Annotated in this window: 19 protein-coding genes; 6 read left to right on the top strand and 13 right to left on the bottom strand. The window is 72.9% G+C overall.

All coding sequences use genetic code 11. The features are described from left to right. Position 1: 1 nt before the first annotated feature. The 3 genes from scpA to WME75_RS13930 form a co-directional block, all read right to left on the bottom strand. On the bottom strand, positions 2-2,647 hold the full coding sequence (scpA, locus tag WME75_RS13940) for a methylmalonyl-CoA mutase (RefSeq protein WP_437490551.1): 2,646 nt from the start codon (positions 2,645-2,647) through the stop codon (positions 2-4). Next, complete coding sequence (locus tag WME75_RS13935) at positions 2,640-3,092, bottom strand: VOC family protein (protein WP_437490548.1); 453 nt, start codon at positions 3,090-3,092, stop codon at positions 2,640-2,642. The genes scpA and WME75_RS13935 overlap by 8 nt, the downstream gene beginning before the upstream one ends. A gap of 113 nt (positions 3,093-3,205) precedes the next feature. Next, a complete protein-coding gene (locus WME75_RS13930) occupies positions 3,206-4,705 on the bottom strand; it encodes a M14 family metallopeptidase (RefSeq protein WP_437490545.1) in 1,500 nt (499 codons plus the stop codon). A 146-nt stretch (positions 4,706-4,851) separates the two neighbouring features. Between WME75_RS13930 and WME75_RS13925 the strand changes: the two genes are divergently transcribed. The 5 genes from WME75_RS13925 to WME75_RS13905 all read left to right on the top strand — a co-directional run bounded on the left by WME75_RS13925 (position 4,852) and on the right by WME75_RS13905 (position 8,702). Continuing rightward, positions 4,852-5,484 (top strand): rhomboid family intramembrane serine protease, encoded by a 633-nt coding sequence (locus WME75_RS13925; RefSeq protein ID WP_437490542.1) that lies wholly within the window; start codon positions 4,852-4,854, stop codon positions 5,482-5,484. After that, positions 5,481-6,176 carry a uracil-DNA glycosylase family protein gene (locus WME75_RS13920; RefSeq protein ID WP_437490539.1) on the top strand — a complete coding sequence of 232 codons (696 nt, stop codon included), beginning with the start codon at positions 5,481-5,483 and terminating at the stop codon, positions 6,174-6,176. Before WME75_RS13925 ends, WME75_RS13920 begins: the two co-directional genes overlap by 4 nt. Positions 6,177-6,534: 358 nt before the next feature. Continuing rightward, positions 6,535-6,867 (top strand): hypothetical protein, encoded by a 333-nt coding sequence (locus WME75_RS13915; protein WP_437490537.1) that lies wholly within the window; start codon positions 6,535-6,537, stop codon positions 6,865-6,867. 179 nt (positions 6,868-7,046) lie between these two features. Beyond that, a complete protein-coding gene (locus WME75_RS13910) occupies positions 7,047-7,856 on the top strand; it encodes a class I SAM-dependent methyltransferase (RefSeq protein WP_437490535.1) in 810 nt (269 codons plus the stop codon). 99 nt (positions 7,857-7,955) lie between these two features. Beyond that, complete coding sequence (locus WME75_RS13905) at positions 7,956-8,702, top strand: hypothetical protein (RefSeq protein WP_437490532.1); 747 nt, start codon at positions 7,956-7,958, stop codon at positions 8,700-8,702. 116 nt (positions 8,703-8,818) lie between these two features. On the opposite strand, the gene WME75_RS13900 is transcribed toward WME75_RS13905, so the two are convergent. Genes WME75_RS13900 through WME75_RS13890 form a run of 3 tightly spaced genes read right to left on the bottom strand, consistent with a single transcriptional unit; the run spans position 8,819 to position 11,162 of the window. After that, positions 8,819-9,475 (bottom strand): glycine-rich domain-containing protein, encoded by a 657-nt coding sequence (locus WME75_RS13900; RefSeq protein WP_437490529.1) that lies wholly within the window; start codon positions 9,473-9,475, stop codon positions 8,819-8,821. 20 nt (positions 9,476-9,495) lie between these two features. Beyond that, a complete protein-coding gene (locus tag WME75_RS13895; RefSeq protein ID WP_437490528.1) occupies positions 9,496-10,509 on the bottom strand; it encodes a hypothetical protein in 1,014 nt (337 codons plus the stop codon). Beyond that, entirely contained in the window at positions 10,506-11,162 is a 657-nt protein-coding gene (locus WME75_RS13890; RefSeq protein WP_437490525.1) for a hypothetical protein, read from the bottom strand. The genes WME75_RS13895 and WME75_RS13890 overlap by 4 nt, the downstream gene beginning before the upstream one ends. Positions 11,163-11,431: 269 nt before the next feature. On the opposite strand from WME75_RS13890, the gene WME75_RS13885 reads away from it, so the two are divergent. Further along, on the top strand, positions 11,432-11,581 hold the full coding sequence (locus WME75_RS13885; RefSeq protein ID WP_437490523.1) for a hypothetical protein: 150 nt from the start codon (positions 11,432-11,434) through the stop codon (positions 11,579-11,581). Between the two features lie 193 nt (positions 11,582-11,774). Here the strand turns inward: WME75_RS13885 and WME75_RS13880 are convergent, their stop codons facing one another. The 7 genes from WME75_RS13880 to WME75_RS13850 form a co-directional block, all read right to left on the bottom strand. After that, the gene (locus tag WME75_RS13880) at positions 11,775-13,904 is read right to left on the bottom strand and encodes an ATP-binding cassette domain-containing protein (protein ID WP_437490521.1); all 2,130 of its coding nucleotides are present in this window, start codon (positions 13,902-13,904) and stop codon (positions 11,775-11,777) included. After that, positions 13,901-16,645, bottom strand: coding sequence for an ATP-binding cassette domain-containing protein (locus tag WME75_RS13875; RefSeq protein WP_437490518.1), 2,745 nt, complete (start codon positions 16,643-16,645; stop codon positions 13,901-13,903). The genes WME75_RS13880 and WME75_RS13875 overlap by 4 nt, the downstream gene beginning before the upstream one ends. Then, a complete protein-coding gene (locus tag WME75_RS13870) occupies positions 16,642-17,793 on the bottom strand; it encodes an HlyD family secretion protein (RefSeq protein WP_437490517.1) in 1,152 nt (383 codons plus the stop codon). Before WME75_RS13870 ends, WME75_RS13875 begins: the two co-directional genes overlap by 4 nt. Position 17,794: 1 nt before the next feature. Further along, entirely contained in the window at positions 17,795-18,760 is a 966-nt protein-coding gene (locus tag WME75_RS13865) for a sigma-54 interaction domain-containing protein (RefSeq protein ID WP_437490514.1), read from the bottom strand. Between the two features lie 719 nt (positions 18,761-19,479). Continuing rightward, entirely contained in the window at positions 19,480-20,013 is a 534-nt protein-coding gene (locus tag WME75_RS13860) for an LEA type 2 family protein (protein WP_437490511.1), read from the bottom strand. A gap of 78 nt (positions 20,014-20,091) precedes the next feature. Continuing rightward, the gene (locus tag WME75_RS13855; protein ID WP_437490508.1) at positions 20,092-20,352 is read right to left on the bottom strand and encodes a hypothetical protein; all 261 of its coding nucleotides are present in this window, start codon (positions 20,350-20,352) and stop codon (positions 20,092-20,094) included. A 52-nt stretch (positions 20,353-20,404) separates the two neighbouring features. Continuing rightward, the gene (locus WME75_RS13850) at positions 20,405-21,226 is read right to left on the bottom strand and encodes a hypothetical protein (RefSeq protein ID WP_437490506.1); all 822 of its coding nucleotides are present in this window, start codon (positions 21,224-21,226) and stop codon (positions 20,405-20,407) included. Between the last annotated feature and the right edge of the window lie 109 nt (positions 21,227-21,335).

Raw genomic sequence — 21,335 nt, 5'->3', positions numbered from 1 at the left:
CCTAGCGCGCCTCCGAAGAGAGCCTGTCCATGAGCGTGCGGACGATCCGCGCCGCGGCGTCGGGGATGACCGTCCCCGGCCCGAAGATGCCGGCGACGCCGCGCTCCTCGAGATAACGGTAGTCCTGCGGCGGGATCACCCCGCCCGCCACGACAAGGATGTCCCCGCGGCCGGCCGCCCCGAGCGCGTCGATCAGCTGGGGGACCAGGGTCTTGTGGCCGCCCGCGAGGGAGGAGATGCCGACCACGTGGACGTCGTTCTCGACGGCGTGCCGGGCCACCTCCTCCGGGGTCTGGAAGAGGGGGCCGATATCGACGTCGAACCCGAGATCCGCGAAGGCGGTGGCGATCACCTTCATGCCCCGGTCGTGCCCGTCCTGACCCATCTTGGCGACGAGGATGCGCGGGCGGCGGCCCTCGAGGGCGGCGAACTCGCGGACGAGCGCCTCCACCTCGCGACCGGCGCCCGCCTCGCGGATCTCCGCGCCGTAAACGCCGCTGACGGTGCGCACCGGCGCCTCGTAGCGGCCGAAGACGCGCTCCAGCGCGCCCGAGATCTCGCCGAGCGTCGCGCGGCGTCGCGCGGCGTCGACGGCCAGCGCGAGCAGGTTCCCCTCGCCCGTCGCGGCGGAGCGGGTGAGCGCGGCGAGCGACTCGCCCACCGCGGCCTCCGCGCGGGCGGCCTTCACCGCGCCCAGCCGCGCGACCTGCGTCTCGCGCACCGCGGTGTTGTCCACCTCGCGGAGCTCGATCGGCGCCTCCCTCTCCAGCCTGTACGCGTTGACGCCGACGATGATGTCGCGGCCCGCGTCGATGCGGGCCTGCTTGCGGGCCGCCGCCTCCTCGATGCGCAGCTTGGGCAGGCCGTTCTCGATGGCCTTGACCATGCCGCCCAGCGACTCCACCTCCTGGATGAACCGCCACGCGCTCCGCGAAAGCCGCTCCGTGAGGCGCTCGACGAGGTGGGAGCCGCCCCACGGGTCGATGACGCGGCAGACATCGGTCTCCCTCTGCAAGAAGAGCTGCGTGTCGCGCGCGACCTTGGCCGAGAAGTCCGAGGGGAGCGCCAGCGCCTCGTCCAGGGCGTTCGTGTGGAGCGACTGGGCGCCGCCGAGCACGGCCGCGAGCGCCTCGATGGCCGTGCGGGTGATGTTGTTGAACGGGTCCTGCTCGGTGAGGCTCCACCCCGACGTCTGGCAGTGAGTCCGGAGAGCCATCGTTCTGGGGTTCTTCGGGTGGAACCCCTTCACGATCTTCGCCCACAGGAGCCGCGCCGCCCGCAGCTTGGCGATCTCGGTGAAATGGTCCATGCCGATCCCGAAGAAGAACGAGAATCGACCGGCAAAATCATCGATATCCATGCCCGACGCGATGCCGGTGCGCAGGTACTCGAGGCCGTCGGCGAGCGTGTAGGCGAGCTCCAGCTCGGCGGTCGCGCCCGCCTCCTGCATGTGATAGCCGCTGATGCTGATCGAGTTGAACCTGGGTGTCTTCTCGGCCGTATATCGGAAGATGTCGGCGACGATCCGCATCGACGGCGCCGGCGGGTAGATATACGTGTTCCGGACCATGAACTCCTTGAGGATGTCGTTCTGGATGGTTCCGGAGAGGAGCTCGGGCCGCGCGCCCTGCTCCTCGGCGGCGACGATGTAGAACGCCATGACGGGGAGCACGGCGCCGTTCATGGTCATCGACACGCTCATCCTGTCGAGCGGTATCTGGTCGAAGAGGATCTTCATGTCCTCCACGGTGTCGATGGCCACGCCGGCCTTCCCCACGTCGCCGACCACGCGCGGGTGGTCCGAGTCGTAGCCGCGGTGGGTCGCGAGGTCGAAGGCGACCGAGAGCCCGGTCTGCCCGGCGGCCAGGTTGCGCCGGTAAAACGCGTTCGACTCCTCGGCCGTGGAGTACCCGGCGTACTGGCGGAGGGTCCACGGGCGGACCACGTACATGCTTGTATACGGCCCGCGCAGGAACGGCGGAATGCCGGACGAGAAGCCGAGGTGCTCGGGAGGCGCGGTGTCCTGCGGGGCCGCGGGCGGCGCGGGGAGCTCCACGGCGTCGTCGAGCTGCCGCATCGCCGCCCGGGCGAGGCTCAGCGAGAGCTGCTCGATGTACCAGCAGCCCGCGGCGGGGCTGCCCTCGGCCTCGAAGCGGGCCTCCTCGCGGAGGATGACCCGGGCGTTGCCGAGCAGGCGCTCGGGCGGGGTGATCACGACGTCGTCCGCGCCGCCGGCGACGGCCGCCATCATCGCCACGATGCCGCGGAGGAGGTTCTTGTGCTGCTCGTCGCCGGGCACGGCGGCCGACGGGATGACGGCGGTGACGGTGGCGCCCGGCCGCAGGCGCTCGGCGAGGAGCCGCGCGGCGCGGAGGCGGGCGATCTCGAAGAAGTAGCTGCAGCCGAGCGTGAAGCGCAGCTCCGGCGCGCCGCTCCGGAGCTCGGCGACGAGCGACTCCACGAGCGGTCCGCCCTCGGCCGCGGGGAGCGGGGGGCTGTCCGGCGCGAAGATCGGCGGCACGAGGAGCCCCTCGGCGCTCGCCCAGGAGAGATCGTCCGCGGTCTTGCCCTTGAGATCCCGCTGGAGCGCCTGCTTCCAGGTCTCCAGCGCGACCGGCGCGAACTCGGCGAAGAGCCTGTCATCCATGGGCCTGCACGACCTCGATGAGGTGACCGAACGGCGCGTCTTCACGCGACTTCGGGTGCATGAAGAAGATCGTGGTGCCCCGGGAGCCGGGCCGGGGCGCCGCGTCGATGAGGCGGAAGCCCCTCGCCTTGAGCTCGTCGAAGGCGGCCTGAACGTCGCCGACCCGGTAGGCGATGTGGGCGAAGCCTCCGCGTCCACCATTCTTGTCGATGAGCTTCTGGACGGGAGACTCCGGAGAGAGGGGCTCGAGGAGCTGGATGTGGTTGTCGCTGTCGCCGACACGCAGCATCACCTCGCGGACCTGATCCGTGCCCCGGACCTCCTCCCGGTGCACCTCGCGAAAGCCGAGCAGCTCGTAGGCCTTCACCTGCGCGTCGAGCTGCCCGGCGGGCACCGCCATGGCGATGTGGTCGATGAGCAGAAAGCCGGGAATCTGGTCCTTCATCGCTCTCCTTCAGGTCAGCTTCAGGTCAGCGAGCAGCATCGAGCAGCGAGGCGTGGAGCGGATCGCCACCTCGTGAAAAAGCAGAACGCCGGAGAAATGCCAAGCCTCCAGGCTCACCGGACCCGCCAGGCCGGGTGCTCGTCCCCGACGGCGGGCACCTCGACGAGGCCGTTCTCGACCGCCCCGTCGTCGCTCTCGGGCTCGCACAGGTACACGGCGATCGCGCCGAGCGGCTGCTCTGTGTCGACCCGGGACCAGCCCTCGGGGGCCCGCCGGGCCTCCTCGCGCCACCGCACGGCCACCTCGCCGACCCGGGCCGCCTCCAGGATCGCGCGGCCGCCCTCGGCGCCGAGCGACGCCACCCGCGCGACCTCGACGTCGTGGACGCCCTCGGCCGGCTCGACGCGGAGCCCGTGCCGGCGCAGCGCCTCGGCGAGCGACGGCGGCACGAGGTAGGCCCGCGGCCGGTCCACCACGGTGGTCCCGACGAAGCGCGCGTGGTGCGGGATCCGCACGGTGACGGGCTCGCCGTCGAACGCCCGCGGGCTGCGCGTGAGGATGTCGATCGAGGTCCCGGTCGGCTCGAGGCGGTACCGGACCGCGACGCGCTCCGGCGGCCGCGCGCTCGCGGCCACGACCTCGCGGATGGCGCCGTCGTGCGCGGCGGCCCAGGAGAGGGCCTCGATCTGCCACGCCGAGGCGGTCTGGACGCGCTCCTCGAACGGGAGATAGCTGTAACACTCGAGCAGCAGGTCGAGCCGGCCCGTGAGCCCGCGGTAGTTGGAGCCGAACCGCGGATGGTGCGGGTACGTCATCCAGCCGAGGCCGACGGGCGCCGCCGGATCGACGTCGCCGCCCGCGTCGATCACGCGCTCGTCCTCGACGAAGTTGCCGTACCAGCCGCTCTCGAAGCCGCGCTTCCGGACCGCCGCCATCACGTCGGGGACCAGGCGATCGCGCATCATCGCGATCGGCTCGGCGCGGCCGGACTCGACGGTGTGGGGCACGTCGACCGTCATGTGGAACCGGTGCACCGAGCCGTTGGTTGCGTGGTTGTCGATCGTGAGATCGGGCGCCCACGGGATGCACACGCGCTCCTGGAGCAGGCGCATCTCGGGCGCGGCCTGGCGGAGGTAGTCGCGGTTCAGGTTGATGCCCTGGCTCTGCGTGCGGGTGCCCACGACCGGGCCGGGCTGGCCGGCGAGCTTCTTCAGGTCGAGGCGGCGGTTCCGCGGGTCGAGCGCGTCGTTGCCGTCGGGGTTGAACAGCGGCGCGACGAGGAGCACGAGCGTGTCGAGCCAGTCGGGGTGCCGGCCGTCGAGCAGGTCGCGGACGAGCGCGAGGCTGGCCTCCTTGCCCTCCACCTCGCCGGGATGGATCCCGTCGAGCATCAGCACCACGGGGCGTCCGGTGCGGCGGGCCTCGGCCGGGGAACGCACGCCGTCCTTCGACAGCACGAGCAGCGGCAGCTCCCGTCCGCCGGGGCTCGTCCCGAAGGTCGTCACGGAGAGGCGCGGATCGTTGCGGGCTTCCAGCGAGCGGACGAACCGCATCACGTCGGCGTGCAGGGAGGTCTCGCGGAATCCGGTGGCTTCGGCGCGGGTGAGCAGCATGAGCCCGATCTCTACCCCGCCGTTCGCCGGACGGGGCAGCTATCGGCGCCGAGGACGCGCCTCGCAGGAAGAGCACGCGCGCGTCGCTGTTTCAGGAGCTACGATCGAGGCGTGGGCCCGTCTCCAGCGGCCCGGCGAGGACAAGCATGAGCACCAGCGAAACCAGGACGATCACCCGTGAGCTCAAGCTGCATGCGGCGCTGCTCGGAGGCCTCGTCGCGCTCCTCTGGGCCATCGAGATCTTCGATTTCCTGATGTTCCGCGGATCGCTCGATGCCCTGGGAATCCGCCCTCGCACGATCCCGGGCCTCCTCGGGATCGCGCTCGCGCCATGGCTGCACGGCGGCTTCGCCCACCTCATGGCGAACACGGTCCCGTTCGTCGCGCTCGGCTGGCTCATCCTGCTCCGCAGGACGAGCGACCTCGTCCTCGTGACGCTGCTCTCGACGCTCGTGGGCGGCCTCGGCGTCTGGCTCATCGGGTCGAGCAGCTCGGTGCATATCGGCGCGAGCGGCGTCATCTTCGGCTATTTCGGCTTCCTGCTCCTCCGCGGCTGGTTCGAGCGGAGCGTCCTCTCGATCGCGCTTTCGCTGGGGGTCGGGTTCGTCTACGGCGGGATGCTCTGGGGCGTGCTCCCGACGCAGGTGGGCATCTCCTGGGAGGGCCATCTCTTCGGCTTCCTCGGCGGTGTGCTCGCGGCGCGCCTCCTCGGGGGGCGCCTGCGCGCACAGGCGGCGCAGGCCCCCGGCGCCGGAGGGCGCTCGATGTCGACGCGATGAGGGGCCCCGCGATCCGCCTTCCCGTCCTCAGCTCGGAGGAGAGGCTCGCCGCGCTGCACCGCGAGCTCGAGGCGTGCCGCGCCTGCCCGAAGATGGTCGGCCCGGTCGTCCATGGTCCGGCCGTCCCGAGCCGGATCCTGCTCATCGGCCAGGCGCCCGGCCCGCGCGAGGGCAGCTTCGGCCGCCCGTTCGCGTGGACCGCGGGCCGCACGCTGTTCCGCTGGTTCGAGGCGGCGCTCGGCGTCCCCGAGGAGGAGCTCCGGCGGCGCGTCTACATGTCGGCCGTCGCTCGCTGCTTCCCCGGCAAGGCGAAGGGCGGCGGCGACCGGAAGCCTGATCCCGACGAGATCCTGCGCTGCCGGACGCACCTCGAGCGGGAGGTCGGGATCCTGGAGCCGAGGCTGATCCTGCCGGTGGGCGGCCTGGCGGTGGAGCAGGTGCTCGGCCACCGAGGGCCGCTCGCGGGCGTGATCGGCGAGGCGCGCCGGGCGCGCTTTCACGGCGTCGAGGCCGACGTCATCTGCCTGCCGCACCCGAGCGGCGCGTCGACCTGGCACAAGACCGAGCCGGGGATCTCGCTCCTCGGCCGCGCGCTCCGCCTCATCGCGGAGCACCCGGAGGCGCTGCGCGCGTTCGCCGGCGCCTCCCCTGCCGCCCCCGCGGCGCCTGACGCGCCCCCGAAGTCGCGCTGAGAGGCATCTCCCGACGAAGCGGCGGACGCCTCCTCGATGAGGATCAGGTCGACTGGACAGGAGGCGCGCCGAGAGCACGGAAGGCCTGGCAGCTCCGTCGGGCGTACACCGTGTTCCGTGCGCCACGATCGCCGGACACGCCGCGGTGGCGGCGCTCCCGAAGAACGGATTGTCATTTTGGCAGGATGCGCCATTGTACAGGTCGCCGACGTGTCCACTTTGGCAGAGCGGTACCAGAGGCGTTGCGATCCATGCGGTACTTCCAGCGGGTGGTCGATGGCACGACGCTCGCATTCACAGGAGATGTCGCAGAGACGCTGGCGGCGAGCGGGCGCTCGCGAAAGAGGCAGGTAGCACGATGTTGAAGATCCTCCGGAAGTTGAATGAAGGCAGCCTCCTCCAGCGCACCATGATGCATATCGCGGTGTTCGTCGCCGGGTCGGCGAGCGTCGTCGCGCTGACCAGCGTGCTGCTCGTGTCGACCGCGAAGGCCGTGCTGCCGCCTCACGACGCGACCGAGACCGGCGCCGACAAGGCGGAGGACAAGACGGATGAGGCGCAGGACGCCGACTCGGATGCTGATCCGAGCTCGCCGGAGGCGGCGGTGGGGAACACCGGCGCGAGAGGTGGGTCAAGGGCGCTGGCGCAGGCGCGCGTGGCGAAACGCCGCGAGAGCGCGGTCGCGCAGTGACCACCGCGCGGGCGCGGCCGCTCCAGCGAGCGTCACGATGTCGGTGAGCGCCCTGTTCCATACAGCATCTTTGCTGTAGGTCTCTTCTCCTCTTCTCCGCTTCTCCTCGATATCCTGCGACTGCCGCCGGGCGGTGCCGGCTGGATCTTGCCGGCGCGCACGTGGTAGCACCGTGGCCCATGAGCCAGCCCCCGAGCCCCCTCGCCACCCCCGTCGCCTGGGACCTGGTCGCAGACGATTACGCGGTCGATCTCGTCCCGCATTTCGAGAAGTACGCCGCCGACGCCCTCCGTCTGGCCGGTGTCGGTCCGGGCGCCCGCGTGCTCGACGTGGCGGCCGGGCCAGGCACCCTGTCCCTCCTCGCCGCCGGGGAGGCGCAGGTGACCGCCATCGACTTCGCCCCGGCGATGGTCGAGCGGCTGCGCGAGCGCGCCGCGCGCGCGGGGCTCGCGGTGGACGCCCGCGTCGGCGACGGCATGGCGCTGCCGTTCGAGGCGGGCTCCTTCGACGCCGCCTTCTCGATGTTCGGGCTGATGTTCTTCCCCGATCGCGATCGCGGCTTGCGCGAGCTCGTCCGGGTGCTCTGCCCCGGCGGCCGGGCCGTCGTCGGGAGCTGGGCGCCGATGGACAGGACGCCGATCCTGGACGAGCTCTTCTCGGCGCTCCGCGCCGAGCTGCCCGGGCTGCCCTTCGGCGAGGGCAAGGCGCCGCTCGGAGACCCGGGCGAGTTCCGCGCCGAGATGGAGGCCGCGGGGTTTCGCGACGTCTCGGTGCGCGAGGTCGAGCACGCGGTGGAAGCGACCTCGACCGAGGAGCTCTGGCGCTCGATGCGCCGGAGCAACGCGCCGCTTGTGCTCCTGCGGGACAAGCTCGGCGAGGCGCGCTGGGACGAGCTCGGCAAGGCGGTCCTCGCCCGGCTCAAGGCGCGGTTCGGCGAGGGACCTCAGCGCCTCGCGATGATCGCCAACCTGGGCGTCGGCACGCGCTAGCACCGCGTCGCCAGCGATGGGCAGCCCGCGGGTCAAGGGCTTCAGCGAGTGAGGTGAGGGATGCATCGGGTTGCCTTCAGAACATGCGAATACCTGGCCGTGGTGTGGCTGCTCTCGCTCGTGGCTTGCGGTGGCGACGAGTCCGTTGAGCGACCGTCGATGTCCGGAAGTGGGGATGCGGGCTCTGGAGGCTCGGCGACCTCGACAGGCTCGGGCGGCGCGGGCGCGTCAGAGGAGGGAGGTGCGGGCGGCGCGGGCGGCGGCGACGTGACGGGCTGTCCCACGCTCGCTGGCCGCGGTCCCGTGCCGGAGCTCGGGCCATGGATGTATGGGTCGCTCCCCGGACCGTGCGCCCAGACGGAGACGTCGAGTGACACGGGAGCGGAGACGTCGTTCGTCTACGAGTACGATGGCGAGCGTGTCGTCGGAGCGGTCGAGACGCAAGGCAGCGATACCCACACGCACAGCTTCGAGTACGAAGGCGGGCGTATGGTCCGCATGATCCGGAGCGGCCCGGCCGACACCCGTGTTCTCGGCGTCGCCTACGACGACGACGCGCCAGCGATCACCATTGGCCACGACGACTACTTCATCAGATACGATTATGACGGCCAAGGGCGCCCCGCGCGCGCGACGTTCGACCACTTCACGGATGAGCTCCCGACCATAACGACAGCGTTCGTCTATGAGGGTTGTCGGCTCCTCCGTCGGGAGCAGGGCGTGAGCCCGCTCGACGGCACCCCGAGCCCATCCCTGCCGGCCTTCACCTACGTCTTCGACGGCGATCTACTGGTCGAGCGCGTCGGGGAAAAGCTACGTTCGGTGTACGACTATAGCTGCTGGTGATCGAGCCCTCGAGGGCGGAATGCTCGGGGCAAGGTGGAGGAAGATTCCTCGCGCGAACCGCCTTCTTCCTGGGCCGGCTTCGGATCCGAGCGCTCCTCGCGGCGCGACGGCGCGGGCTACGGAGCGACGCGGAGGGTCCGCGACGCCACGAGCGCCCGGCAGACGGCGATCCGGTCGTCCAGGTCGAGCCCGGGGAGCTCGCGCACGTAGAAGATGCCGTGCCGGGCGATGAAGCGCAGCGCAGGCTCGCCCCAGGCATCTACGCGGACGAGCACCGCCTCGCCGTCGACGAGCTCCGCCTTGCCGTCGTTCAGCCGGACCGACACCTCGCGATCGCGGATCACGCGCCGCGGGCCGCAGACGGACGCCGCGTCGTTCCACACCTCGGGCGGCGGCTCACCGTAAAGAGCGCTGTACGCGGCCGCGAACTCGTCCCACGTCGCCTCGGGGGCCGCGTGCGTGACGGGCGCGTTGGCCGGCGCGTGGTGCAGGAAGCGCCCGAAGAAGCGCTGGCAGAAATCGGCGTACTCGATCGTGAAGAGGACGAACTGGTGCCAGGCCTCGTCGACGCGCAGCGAGAACATCGGGGTTGCGCGGGTACGGTCGGACTCGACGAGCCAGAGATAGCGCGCGAGCTCCCGGAACAGCGCCTCCGCCTCGCGCTCGGTGGCCACAGTCTTGTTCATGAGCAGCTTGGAGATCACGAAGGGCGCGCGGTAGGCGAAGAGATCAGGCCGCCTGCGCGCGCTCGACGTCACCAGATCCGTTTGCATGGGTTGCATGGGTTGCATGGTCAGTTCTCCTGGGCTGCGAAGGGCTGAAAGGTCCCCCAGTCGACGAGCGCGCGGGCCAGCGCGAGCTGCTCCGCCTCGACGAGACCTGGGATGTCGCGGGGCCTCATCTCGCCCGCCGCCGCGAGCGCGCGGAGCGCGGGCTCGGCCCACGCCTCGATGCGCAAGAGGAGCTGCGCTCGCTCGCCGCAGCGCGCGCGGAGCTCGGCGCGACCCGCGCTCCGGATCACGTCGAGATCCACGCCCGGCCAGCGGCGCACGAGGACCGCGCGCGGGTCGAGCTCCTCGGGCCGGCCGAGCGCGCGGGCGGCGCGCTTTCGGGTGCCGGCGTCGCCGCGGGCGTGGAGGCGCGCGAGGAGCGCGGCGGCCCGCGGGCCCCGCTGCGCGAGGGCGTCGATCTGCGCCCGCCGCACGCACTCGCGCTCATGCGCGAGGAGCGCCGCCGACAGCGCATCTTCCCCGGCGGCCCGCGGCGCCGCGGGGGTCAGCCCGTCGATGGGGCCCACCTGCTCCTCGAGCACCGGACCGTCGTGAGGGCCGAACAGGTGCAGCGAGATCGACCAGCTCCCGGTCGGGTTCCGCGGATCGTGGATGCAGGGCCCGTAGATGTGGCCGACCCGGCCCGCCTCGGCGGAGAACAGGTGCTTCGGCACGAGCCGCCTCGCGCGGACCGTCGCGTCCCAGTCGAAGGTCGCGACGTCGAGCGTGTTGTGGAACACCGCCGTGACCGTCCAGTCCGAGTGCTCGTGCGCGCCGGCCGCGCGCCCCGGACGCCAGTACGCGAACGCCATGCGGACGCCGAGCTCGGGGACCACGTGGAACGGCGCGAGGCCCGGCGCGCCGTCCCGCCGCTCGATCTCGAGCGCGAGGAGCTCCAGCGGGAGCTCGTCGTCCGAGAGCCCGGCCCGGACCGCGGCCTCGACCGCGCGGACGTCATCGCGCGGCGGCCGCATGCGGTCCTCGGCGCGCGGGAAGTCGAGCTGCCCGAACAGGGCGGTGAGCTCGGCGAGCCTCATGGCGCGATCCGGAGGATGTCGCCCTTCACGAGCGGACGGCAAAGCGCAACGCGGTCGCCGTCCTCGAGGCCGGGGAGCTCGCGGACATAGAAGTGATCGCAGTCGACGATGAACTGCAGCGCTTCCCTGGCCCACGCGTCGATGCGCAGGAGGACGCGCGGCGGCTCGAGCGACCACACGAGCTCCGCCATCCCCTGCTCGACCTGCACGAAGATGGGGCGGCCGAACTTGACGCGGATGAGGCGCGTGTCCGGCGTCACGGCGAGCTCGTCTCGCCACGCCTCCGAGATGGGCCCGAAGAGCGCCTCGACCTCGGCGCGGTACTGGTCGAAGGTCATCTCGGAGCGCGCGCCGAGCTCGCCGCGAGGGGCGGTGTTGGCGGTGTGGTGAACGAACTCGCCGAAGAAGCGATGGCCGAACGCCGCGTACTCCTCGGTGAAGAGGACGAACTGGTGCCAGACCTCGTCGATCCTCCGGGAGAACATGGGGATTTGCCGGCTCCGGTCCGCCCGGCAGACGAAGATGTATTTCTTCACCTCGTCGAAGAGCCGCGCCGCCTCCTCGCGAGAAGAGGCCATCCGGTCCTTGACCAGCTTCTCTTCGAGCCACGGCGCACGGAAAGAGAGCAGCTCGGGGATGATTGACGTGTCCATCGCCCGTGGCTCATTGCGAGCTTCGTGCCGAGTGGCGCTCACCCGCTTCGAGGGCCCCATCGCGTGTACCGGAGCTCGCTGGAAGGGAAGGTCGATTCCAGAGGGGCTTCCCCAACTGGGAAAGGAGTTGCTCAACAGAGGTCGCGGCCACGCAGAAACAGAGGTCGCGGCCAGCAGAAACCGCGGTGGCACGGCGACTGCAATAGCCCTCCTCGCAGGACGTCGAGTCCGCAACTGGAAATAACCAACGCACCCACGGAGCAATCACCATGAACGAGCAAATCAAGGTCGAGGTCGAGGTCGAGACGAAGCAGGAGACCAGCGAGGAGCGCCCTGCGCGCCTGACGGTGGAGGTCCCCACGGAGCTCCAGGCCGGCGCCGCGCCCGTCTGCACCTGTCCGCCCGGCTGCTGCTGCTGACACGCCCGCGAGAGGCCGGGGACCGCGACCCGCGGCGACCGGCCTCTCGACCCTGACAACACGACCGCGAGAGGCCCGCGCCGCGATGAGCAGCGTCGGGCCTTTCGCGTCTGATCCGCATGAAACGCCGGCCGAGCCGGCCGTCCGCGCAGGCCGATCAAGCGGCCTTCGCGCGGGCGCCGGCCGGGGCGGCTCAGGGGTGCGCGATGACGATCAGCGCCGGGGCCCGCTCGAGCACGGCGCCCACGCAGTCGCGGACGGTGAGCGGATCCAGCGCGCCGAAGCTCTCGTCGAGGATGACCACGTCCGAGCGCTGGAGCAGCGCGCGCGCGAGGAACAACCGGCTCCGCTCGCCGTGCGAGAGCTGCCACCCCGTCTCGCCCACGACCTGATCGAGCCCCGACGGCATGCGATCGAGCAGCGGGCCCAGGCCGAGCTTGCGGCACACGAGCTCCGCCTCCCGCCGGTCCTCGGGCGCCGCGGGCCACGCGCGGCCCATCAGCAGGTTGAACGCGAGCGTCCCGGAGAGCACGTGGTTGTCGTGGAACTGCGGCGCGCTCGCGACGCGGCTGCGCCACGCGGCGCCGCCCAGCGTCCGCCGATCGAGGCCGCGAAGGAGCACGAGCCCCGACGACGGGGCGTGAAGGCCGCTGAGCACGGCCGCGAGCGTCGACTTGCCGCCGCCGGAGCGCCCCTCGAGCAACAGCCGATCGCCCTTCGAGAGGACCAGGCCGCAGTCGCGCAGGACGGGCTCGCCGCGCTCCCCGCCATAGCGGAACGAGACGCCCCGCGCCTCGAGGACGACGTCCGACGTCGCCGGGCGCCCCAGCACGGCCTGCGGGATCCCGGGCGGCTCGCGGCCCTCGGCCGCCGAGAAGAGCCGCGCGATCGAGCGCCACGAGACGGCGGCGGAGAGCAGCGCGCCGAGGCTCGTCGCCAGCGTCGCGAACGCCGCCTGCGCCTGCAGGATGCCGCCCGTCGCGACGACGAGCGGTCCGACGCTCACCCCGCCGAGGACCGCAGGGAAGAGGCCGAGCAGCCCGAGCGCGAGCCACCCGCGCGCCGGGAGCGACGCAAGGAGATCGCCCACGCTGTCCATCGCGCGCGAGGCGCCGTGGTAGCGCTCGAGCACCGCGTCTTCCTCCACGTGATGGAGGTGCGGGGCCTGCTGGGCGACGCGCGTCCGGTGCCCGACGACGTTCTCGACGAAGGCGGTCGTGATCGCGAACCGCTCGCCCGTCCACGCCGCCCGCCTTCGGGCGAACCGGCGGGCGAGCAGCGCCACGGCGATCGTCCACCCGACGAGCAGCGCGACATGGAGGCCGCCGCCGGCCCCGGCGGCGAGGACCACCGCGGCGCTCGCGAGCTGCACGAGCGCGACGACCGCCCCGAGGGCGCCGCCGAGCCCCGCCGTCTCGACGGCCTCGGACTCCGACACCATGGCGAGGAGCTCGCCCGAGCCGCGCGTCCGGATGGCGGCGGGATCGAGGCGGAGCGCGCCGCAGAGCAGGCGCTGCTTGAGGAGCGCGGCGACGTCGATCGTGAGCAGCCCCCCCGTCCAGGAGGCGAACAGCTGCACGAGGATGGCCGAGAGCGACAGGAGCACCCACGCGAACAGCCACCCCGGCTGCACGGCGCCGTCGAGCGCGCCCGCGCCGATGAGCCACCAGGCGAGCACCCCGAGGGCGATCTGCGCGGTGGCCGCGGCGAGGAAGATCGCGCCCCGGCGGAGCACGCCGCGCATCGAGAGGAGGCGCCGGAAGCTCGACCCGGGATCGGGGCGGAGCAGCCACATGCCGCCGATCGGGCGGTCCGCGACGAGCTGGCCGAGGAGCTCGGCGCGCGCCCGCGCGGCGCGCCGCGGCGAGATGCGCGCGGCGGCGAGCCATTTGTCGACGTGCGACGCGGGGCGGTCCTCGAGGTGGGCGGAGAGCGCCCGGCGCACGGTCTCCAGCGGGATCCGCGCCGGCGTGAGCGCCGGCGTCAGCACCGAGAGACCCCGATGGCTCGCGGACATCACCGCGAGGTAGCCCTGCTCGAAGCGGATGAGGGAGGGACCGAGCGACGCGATGCTGCGCGGGAGATCGGCGAAGCTGCACTGGACCGCCTCCGCCTCGATGCCCATGCAGCCCGCGTACGCCTCGATCCACGCGGTGGGATCGCCGTCCGCCGGCGCGCCGGGCGACGGCGCCGCGCCGCTCGCGAGCCCGCACGCGGCCGTGAGGGCGCTCATCGCGTGGCCGAGCGCAGAGGGCTGCCACGCGAGCTCGGCCAGCGCCGCTGCCCGCTCGGTCTCGTTCGCCTTTGTGTCGCTCGCCTTCATGCAGCCCCCTCGATGAGCCGGCCGCTCTCCATCGTCGCGCTCCGGAAGCGCCCCTTCGACCAGACCTCGTCGCGCGCCCGCGCGTCCGCCTCGGCGAGCGCGCGGTAGCGGCTCCGCGGGTCCTCCATGAGCGCGCGCGGCGCGCCGTCCTCGACCACCCTGCCCCCCTCGATCACGAGCACGCGATCGAAGCCGAGCGTGTCCATCACGTCGTGGCTGACGAAGACAAGCGTCGCGCGCGCCCAGTGCTCGCGCGCGCGGGCGAGGAGCGCCCGGCGACGCTCGCGCTCGAGGCCGCGGAACGGCTCGTCGAGGAGCACGAGGCGCGCGTCGCCCTTCATCAGCGCCCGCGCGAGGCGGACGCGCTGCCCCTGCCCCCCCGACAGGCGCGCGCCGCCCTCGCCGATCGCCGCCTGCAGCCCGTCGGGCAGGCTCTCGAGCACGCCGGTGAGATCGGCCTGGCCCATCGCGAGGGGCACGCGCGCGAGGGCGTCGCCGGCGTGGCCGAAGGTGATGTTCTCGAGGAGCGTGCGGTTCCAGAGCTGGATGGCCGGGTCGACCCACGCCGTCGCGCAGCGCAGGCGCCCGACCGCCGCGTCGTCGAACGGCCGCCCGTCGACGAGCACCTCCCCCCGGGACGCCCTGAGCCAGCCGAGCAGCAGCGAGAGCAGCGACGACTTCCCCGCGCCGGACGTCCCCACGATCGCGACGTGCGACCCCGCCGCGAGGCGCAGCGAGACCTCGGACAGGAGCGTGTGTCCGCCAGCCTGGACGCTGACGCCCCGGAGGTCGATCGACGTGGCGCACGCGGCGCCCGGCGCGGCGTCCTCCACGTCCTCGGCGACTGGCGCGCGGGGGAGGCCCATCTCCGGCGCCGCGAGCGGCGCGAAGAGGCGCACGGAGGCGTTGCGCACGTTCCTCCAGCCGAGGAGCGCGGCGACGAGCTCCTGCGCCGCCACGGGGAGGCGCAGCGACCAGAACACGAGCAGGAGCAGCGCCGCGGCCGGGCCGCCGGAGGCGACGTAGCCGCCGACGATCGCGACCGCCACGGCCGTGCTCGCGAGCCCCTGGACGGCCTGCATGGCGGTGGACTGCGCGTGCACGAGCCGGCCGGTCCGCGCCCACTCGACGAGCAGCGCCTCGTGCTCGCGCCGCACCGCGCGCTCCGCGCCGTGGACGCGGATCGGCACCACGCCGAGCAGCGCGTCGAGGTAGAACCGCTCGAGCGACGCCGCGTGCGTGCGCAGGCGCATGAGGCTCTCGACGAGCGGCCTCCGCGCGACGTACGGGGCGACGAGCGCGACGGCCGCCGCGACGAGCGAGAGCCACGCCCCGCCCGGGTACAGCCAGAGCACGCCGAGCAGCGTCGCGGCGAACGACAGCGCCGCGCGCGCGATGCGAGAGAAGAGCGCCGGCGCCTCGCGCATCAGGTGCATCGCGTGGCCCCGCGCGGTCATGTCCGAGGTGGGCCGGCTGCGCAGGTAGCGATCCTCGAGCCGCGGCAGCTTCTCCAGGAAGGCGGCGCGGAAGCGCACCTCGAGGGCGCGGCCGAGGCGCGAGACGGCGTGGGCCACGAACAGCTCGAGCAGGAGGCCCCCGGCGGCGAAGGCGACGAGGGCGAGGAGCCCGAGCGCGCGCTGGTACTCGACCGTGATGTTCTTCACGGCGTCGAACAGCCCGCGCAGGACGACCACGTCGATCACCGCGATCGCCGCGCTCGCCGCGAGCGCCACCCCGATGAGGGCGAGGGCCCGGCCCGCGTCGGCGCGGAGCATCCAGAAGAAGAGGCGCAACGCGGACGGGGTCGGCAGCTCGAGCTCACGACGGACGGACGCCGGGAGCACCGCGGTCGCGACCGCGCGCGGCGCCTGGTCGACCGGCGCGGCCACCGGCGTCGCGCTGTCGCGGTAGCTCGGCGGAGGCGGCGGCGCGGCCGGACGCGCGGCCGCAGCGGGGGCGCTTGCGCCGGCCGCGCGGGCGGCGAAGTGGACGATGACGGCGCCGTGCACGAGGAGCTTCCCCGGCGCCTTGCCCTCCGCGGCCCAGAAGAACCCCTTCGGGATGGCGCCCGCCTCCCCGGCCAGCGCGCGGTCGAAGACGCCCTCGAGCACGCGCTGCGCCTCGCCCCCGCGCGAGATCGCGCCGCCCCGGACGAGGCGCGCGACCATCCGCACGGCGGCGTCGAGCGCCGCGAACGGCCGCCACCCCGGGTCGGCGTCGGCCTGGCGGATGAGCGCCTCCCCCTGCGCGCCGAGCGCGCGCAGCTTCGCGCGGAGCGGCCCGAGCGAGTCCTCGGACGACACCCACCGCCGCCACCTCTCGATCGAGATCGGGATCGGGAAGTGCGGCATGTCCTCCATGAAGCGCTCGCCGTGCACCCAGCGGCGCCCGCTGCCGGGGTCGAGGATCTGCACGAACGGCCCGAGCCGGCGCCAGACGACGAGGAAGTGGAGCGCGTCGCCCGCGCCGCGCTTGACCACGATCGCGGGCAGGCAGTCGGCCTCGGGCAAGAGGAAGCTGTCGTGCGGGACCACCACCTCGGCGGTCGCGAGCCCGAGCTCCTGCCCGAGCGCGGCGAGCGCGTCGATCGAGGTCCCGTCGACGTCCGTCTGGCATCGGTCGCGGAGCCACTCGTAGTGCACCTCCACGCCGAACCCCTGGAGCACCGCCTTGAGCGCGGCGGGCCCGCAGTCCATGAGCGACGCCTGCAGCACCTCGGGGACGAGGAACGCGCGCTTCATCGCGGGCCTCCCGGCGCCACGGCGCGCAAGAGGAGCGTCCAGGGAGAGACGCGCTCCACCTCGACCTCGGTGGTCCCCGGCATCCCGTGCTGCACCGGGATCGACGCCGCGCTGCCCGGCCGCACGAGGAGCTCGACGCGGATCGCGCCGTCGTACGGCTCGCTCGCCACGTGGGAGACCTCCCCCTCGAGCATGCCGAACTGCGTCCACGCGAACCCGTCGAGGCGCATCCGCGCCTTCTGCCCGGGGACGACGCGCCCGACCGCGTCGGACGGCGCGAAGAGCGCGACCGCGTGCACGTCCTCGCCCGGGACCACCGTCGCCACGAGGTCTCCGGGCTTGAGCACGTCCCCCACCTGGAGCGCGGCGATATTCCCGAGCTTTCCGGCGATGGGCGCGCGGAGCTTGCGCCGCTCGATCTGCGCGAGCGCCGTGTCCACCGCGGCCTCGGCCGCCCGCTGCTCGGCCGCGAGGTCGCCGAGCGCGCGCTCGAGCTCCGCGAGGTGGGCTGCGGCCTGCCGCTCGTCGTGGCGCCGCGCGACCGACAGCCGGTGGAGATCGGCGCGCGCCCCCTCCGCCTCGAGGACCTCGTCGGCGGCGCGGGTCTTCGCCTGGAGGTGCTCGGCCGTCGACGCGAGCTGCTCGTGATGCAGCCGCTCGGAGATGGCGCGGAGCTCCTCGCCGTGCGCGGCGGAGAGGTCGCGCTGGCGCAGGTCGATCCTGGCGCGCGCGATCGAGGCGTCGGAGAGCTTCCCTTGCCACGCGCGCACCTCCTCCTCGACGGCGATCTGGCGCCGCATCGCCTCGAGCTTCGGCGCGAGCACGGCCACCTTCGTGCGCTCCTCTCCCAGGCGCTTCTCCTCGACGGCCGCGTCCAGCTCCACGAGCACCTCGCCTTGCTCCACGTGGCGCCCGAGCTCCACGCGGACGACCGCCACGCGCCCGGCCTCGGCGGCGGCCACGCGGTGGGCCATCCGGCTGACCTCCAGGCGCGCCTTCGCGGTCGTGGCGTAGACCGAGACGCGCGCCGCGTGCATCCAGGCCGCCCAGGCGCCGAGCACGGCGAGGATCACGGCGAGGCGGATCCAGGTCCTCGCGTCGCGCTCGAGCTCGAGCGACCGCATCGTGCGGAGGAACGGCGAGGCCACGTCAGCACTCCTCCAGCGCGACCTTCTTCCGGGGTCGCGCGATGCCGTACGTATTCAGCTTGTTGGTGAGCGTGCGCCGCGACACGCCGAGCAGCTCGGCGGCGCGCGTCTGGTTCTGGCGGGTCCTGTCGAGCGCGGCGACGATGCGGTCCCGCTCGAACGAGCGCAGGTCGCCCCTGATCCCGGCCTCGACCTGGGCGCGCGGCGCCTCCAGCATCAGGTGGTCCGCGAGGATCGGCTCCCCCTTGGACATGACCACCGCGCGCTCGAGCACGTGGCGCAGCTCCCGGATGTTCCCCGGCCAGGTGTGCGCGAGCAGCGCGGCCGTCGCCTCGGGCGCGAGCCGCGGCGCCGGGCGCCCGAGCCGGCCCGAGAGGCGCGCCGCGAAGAGCTCCGCGAGCGGGAGGATCTCGGTGGTGCGGGCCCGGAGCGGCGGGATCCGCAGCGTGATCGCGTTGAGGCGGAAGTAGAGGTCCTGGCGGAAGTCCCCGTCACTCACCATCTGCTCGAGATCGCGGTGCGTCGCCGCGATCACCCGGACGTCCACGCGCCGCGGGCGCGTGCTCCCGACGCGGACGATCTCGCCGTACTCCAGCGTGCGGAGGAGCTTCGCCTGCGTGCGCGGGGACAGCTCCCCGACCTCGTCGAGGAAGAGCGTGCCCTCGTGGGCGGCCTCGAACAGCCCTTCGCGCGGCGCCACCGCCCCGGTGAACGCGCCGCGCTCGTGGCCGAAGAGCTCGCTCTCGACGAGCGACTCCGACAGGCTCGCGCAGTTGACCTTCACGAACCGCTCGCGCGGGTGCCGCGACATGCCGGCGATCCACTCCGCCACGACCTCTTTCCCCGTCCCCGTCTCGCCGAGGATCAGGACCGGCAGCGGCGTGGGAGCCACCGTCTCCAGGGCGTCCCGCAGGCGCCGCATCTCCGGATCGATCGCAAGAAAACCGGGTTGACAGTCATCCACCATGAACGCTCCTCATCACGACGAAAGGGCGTGATTCACGTCTCTCACGTTCCGTAGCCGATTCCGATCCTGATTCCGATGCTGCGAAGGGACCTGTGCGGCGTGTGGACGGCGCCTCCGCGCGAGCCGCGCTGGCGCGCGGGGTGGTGCGGCGGCGACCGGGGCCGGGAGCGACTCAAAGCAAGTCGGTGGCCAACGCCTCAGCCTGCCGGCAGACGCGCCTCGGAACCAGCGGGGCCATCAGGTCAAGCCTGTACGACGACTCTTGCGAGGACGGCGCAACCTGGCGCAAAGCCGCACTTTCGGTGATCCCCTCGCCGAACGCCGCGCCTCGGCCCCTGGACGGGCCGGGATCGCGCCGGTGCTCCGGCGCTGCCTGGTGGCGCGGAACACCGCCGCTGAGGGGAGCGCGTATCGTGCGAGATGTCCCGCGCGGCACCCGTGCGTCGAGACGCGTCGCGCGCGGTGGAGGCTGGAGCCTCCACCTGAGGGCGGACGCCACCACCGGGAGATGGCAGGAGCCCAACCGCCTGTTCCTCGCCGGCGTGCGAGCCCGCGTCCGTCCTCGCGCTACGCGGCCGGCGCGCTACGCATCGCACTGCGGCTCGGCGTCATTCACGGTGACATCCATGCTCCGGGCGTGCCCGTACGGGCCCGAAGTGGACTGACATCCTCCAGGAGAGCGTGTCTTGCGGGTCTCGGCGCCCGGCGCGCCGCGGAGCCTATCGCAGGATGCCGAGGGCCGCCTCGATCTGCTGGCGGGAGACGACGCCGTGGTCGTCGACCGAGTAATCGTCTGCCTCGAGCCGGAAGGTGCGCGTGGCCGTGACGTCCGCGCGGCCGCTGAAGCGGTACGGGATGACGGGCGAGGAGAACGACTCGCGGACCAGCTGGAAGCCGAGATCGACGGGGAGGCTGACGGGGACGCGGACCTGGGTCGTGCGGTCGGAGGGGAGCCAGACCCCGTCGCCGCTGGCGCGGAAGTCGACCGGCATCGTGTAGCGGCCGGCGAGCACGACCTGACCGCGGACCGCGCGCACGGCGACGTCGTACGAGTTCGGGTTGTGGACGTTGACGACCACGGTCATCAGGACGCCGAGGCTCGGCGGGAAGGCGATGCGGATGCCGGTGATCTCGGCGTGATCGAGCTGCATCGTCGGCTTGCTGACGCAGGCGGGACCGGCGATCGCCGCCAGCGCCGCGATCGCGAGCACGGGCAGGCGGCGCAGGGGGTTCATTTTCCGGGGGCTCGGCACGGGCGAGAGCTTAGCCGCGCGGGGACGCGCCGTCACCTCGCAGCGAGCGTGGCGGCGCGCGGGGCGCCGGCGAGGGAGTCAGGACGAACGCCCGGCGGGAGCGGCGGTGAAGGCGTCGTGCACCTCCTCGCGCGTCCCGGTGCCGACAAGGACGAGCCATGTCCGCAGCGTCGGCAGGTCGCTCATGGCTTCGACGGCGGAGCGCAGCGACGGCGGCATCGGGCCGAAGCGAGCTTCGTACAGCTCGATGGCTCCCTGCGCGATCCCCTGCGCCATGCCCTGCGTGCGTCCCTGCTCGATGAACTGCGCGACGAATGCCGCAGCCAGACGTCTGGCCACGCACCGCCAGACGTCTGACCACGCACCGCCAGCCCGCCACCGTCGACGCCAATCACGGTTCAGCGCGCCCGAAGCGGATCCTGCGGAATCCATCGCGGGTGATCTGCTCCACGATGACCTCGTCGCCCGACGCGATCCATTGTACGACGCCCCCGTCGTCCGAGAGCGCGACCGCGCCGGTCGCACCGCCGTCGTCCCACCGCTCATACGGGACGCCGGCCGGCATCTCGGGCGCCGGCGCGCCGCTGCGCTCCTCGCCCTGCGCCCCGCCGACGCGCACGCTCAGGCCGAGATCGGGGAATCGCTCGCGCACCGCCGCGACGAGCGCACGCACGCTCTCGATGTCGCTCGCCACCGCGGTGCACGGCGCCACGCTCATCTCCGCGAACGCAGGCGGAGACCAGATCGCGAGATCGCCCTTCTGGAACACCGCCTGACAGGCGTCGCTGAGCTCGTCCACGCGCTCGGCGCCCATCGCCGCGGCGAGCTCAGCCGCGACATCGACCGTCATCTCCACGCCGACGCGCCCGGGCCAGCTGAAGGCGGCCACCGGATACTCCTGCCCGATCGCGAACCGCTCGAAGAGGCGCCGCGCGTCCTCGGCCAGGACGAACGGCTCCACTACCCCGTCGTCGACCACGACCCGACCGCGCGCGTCCATCCAGTACGTTCCCTGCGGGAAATCGCCCATCGCCGCCCGCCCCGCCCGCGGGCGCACCCCGCGCTCAATCTCCAGCCCGATCCCGAACCACAGCGCCTCTCCCTCCGCCGACGGGACACAGACGCCGCCGAAGACCTCCTCGAACCGCAGCAGGACCGCCACCTCCGTCAGCCCCCGGCGCGCGAGGTGCTCGCGGAGGACCTCCGGCGCCATGACGCGACCGGAATCGCGCACGGCGCCGCGCTGCCGGAGCCACCACACCGCTCGGGGCGAGAGGACCCCCGCTAGCGACTCCGCCGCCCCGCCGAGGCTCTGTTGGTCC

The organism is Sorangium sp. So ce1014 (assembly GCF_051521505.1).
Lineage (GTDB): Bacteria > Myxococcota_A > Polyangia > Polyangiales > Polyangiaceae > Sorangium.
Note: the sequence above shows the minus strand (reverse complement) of the source record. Positions and strands in the feature narration are given on the sequence as shown.

Excerpts from the sequence above, each read along its gene's own strand:
- scpA (WP_437490551.1), bottom strand. The coding sequence starts at position 2,647 with ATGGATGACAGGCTCTTCGCCGAGTTCGCGCCGGTCGCGCTGGAGACC.
- WME75_RS13935 (WP_437490548.1), bottom strand. The coding sequence starts at position 3,092 with ATGAAGGACCAGATTCCCGGCTTTCTGCTCATCGACCACATCGCCATG.
- WME75_RS13930 (WP_437490545.1), bottom strand. The coding sequence starts at position 4,705 with ATGCTGCTCACCCGCGCCGAAGCCACCGGATTCCGCGAGACCTCCCTG.
- WME75_RS13925 (WP_437490542.1), top strand. The coding sequence starts at position 4,852 with ATGAGCACCAGCGAAACCAGGACGATCACCCGTGAGCTCAAGCTGCAT.
- WME75_RS13920 (WP_437490539.1), top strand. The coding sequence starts at position 5,481 with ATGAGGGGCCCCGCGATCCGCCTTCCCGTCCTCAGCTCGGAGGAGAGG.
- WME75_RS13915 (WP_437490537.1), top strand. The coding sequence starts at position 6,535 with ATGTTGAAGATCCTCCGGAAGTTGAATGAAGGCAGCCTCCTCCAGCGC.
- WME75_RS13910 (WP_437490535.1), top strand. The coding sequence starts at position 7,047 with ATGAGCCAGCCCCCGAGCCCCCTCGCCACCCCCGTCGCCTGGGACCTG.
- WME75_RS13900 (WP_437490529.1), bottom strand. The coding sequence starts at position 9,475 with ATGCAAACGGATCTGGTGACGTCGAGCGCGCGCAGGCGGCCTGATCTC.
- WME75_RS13895 (WP_437490528.1), bottom strand. The coding sequence starts at position 10,509 with ATGAGGCTCGCCGAGCTCACCGCCCTGTTCGGGCAGCTCGACTTCCCG.
- WME75_RS13890 (WP_437490525.1), bottom strand. The coding sequence starts at position 11,162 with ATGGACACGTCAATCATCCCCGAGCTGCTCTCTTTCCGTGCGCCGTGG.
- WME75_RS13885 (WP_437490523.1), top strand. The coding sequence starts at position 11,432 with ATGAACGAGCAAATCAAGGTCGAGGTCGAGGTCGAGACGAAGCAGGAG.
- WME75_RS13880 (WP_437490521.1), bottom strand. The coding sequence starts at position 13,904 with ATGAAGGCGAGCGACACAAAGGCGAACGAGACCGAGCGGGCAGCGGCG.
- WME75_RS13875 (WP_437490518.1), bottom strand. The coding sequence starts at position 16,645 with ATGAAGCGCGCGTTCCTCGTCCCCGAGGTGCTGCAGGCGTCGCTCATG.
- WME75_RS13865 (WP_437490514.1), bottom strand. The coding sequence starts at position 18,760 with ATGGTGGATGACTGTCAACCCGGTTTTCTTGCGATCGATCCGGAGATG.
- WME75_RS13850 (WP_437490506.1), bottom strand. The coding sequence starts at position 21,226 with ATGGCGCCGGAGGTCCTCCGCGAGCACCTCGCGCGCCGGGGGCTGACG.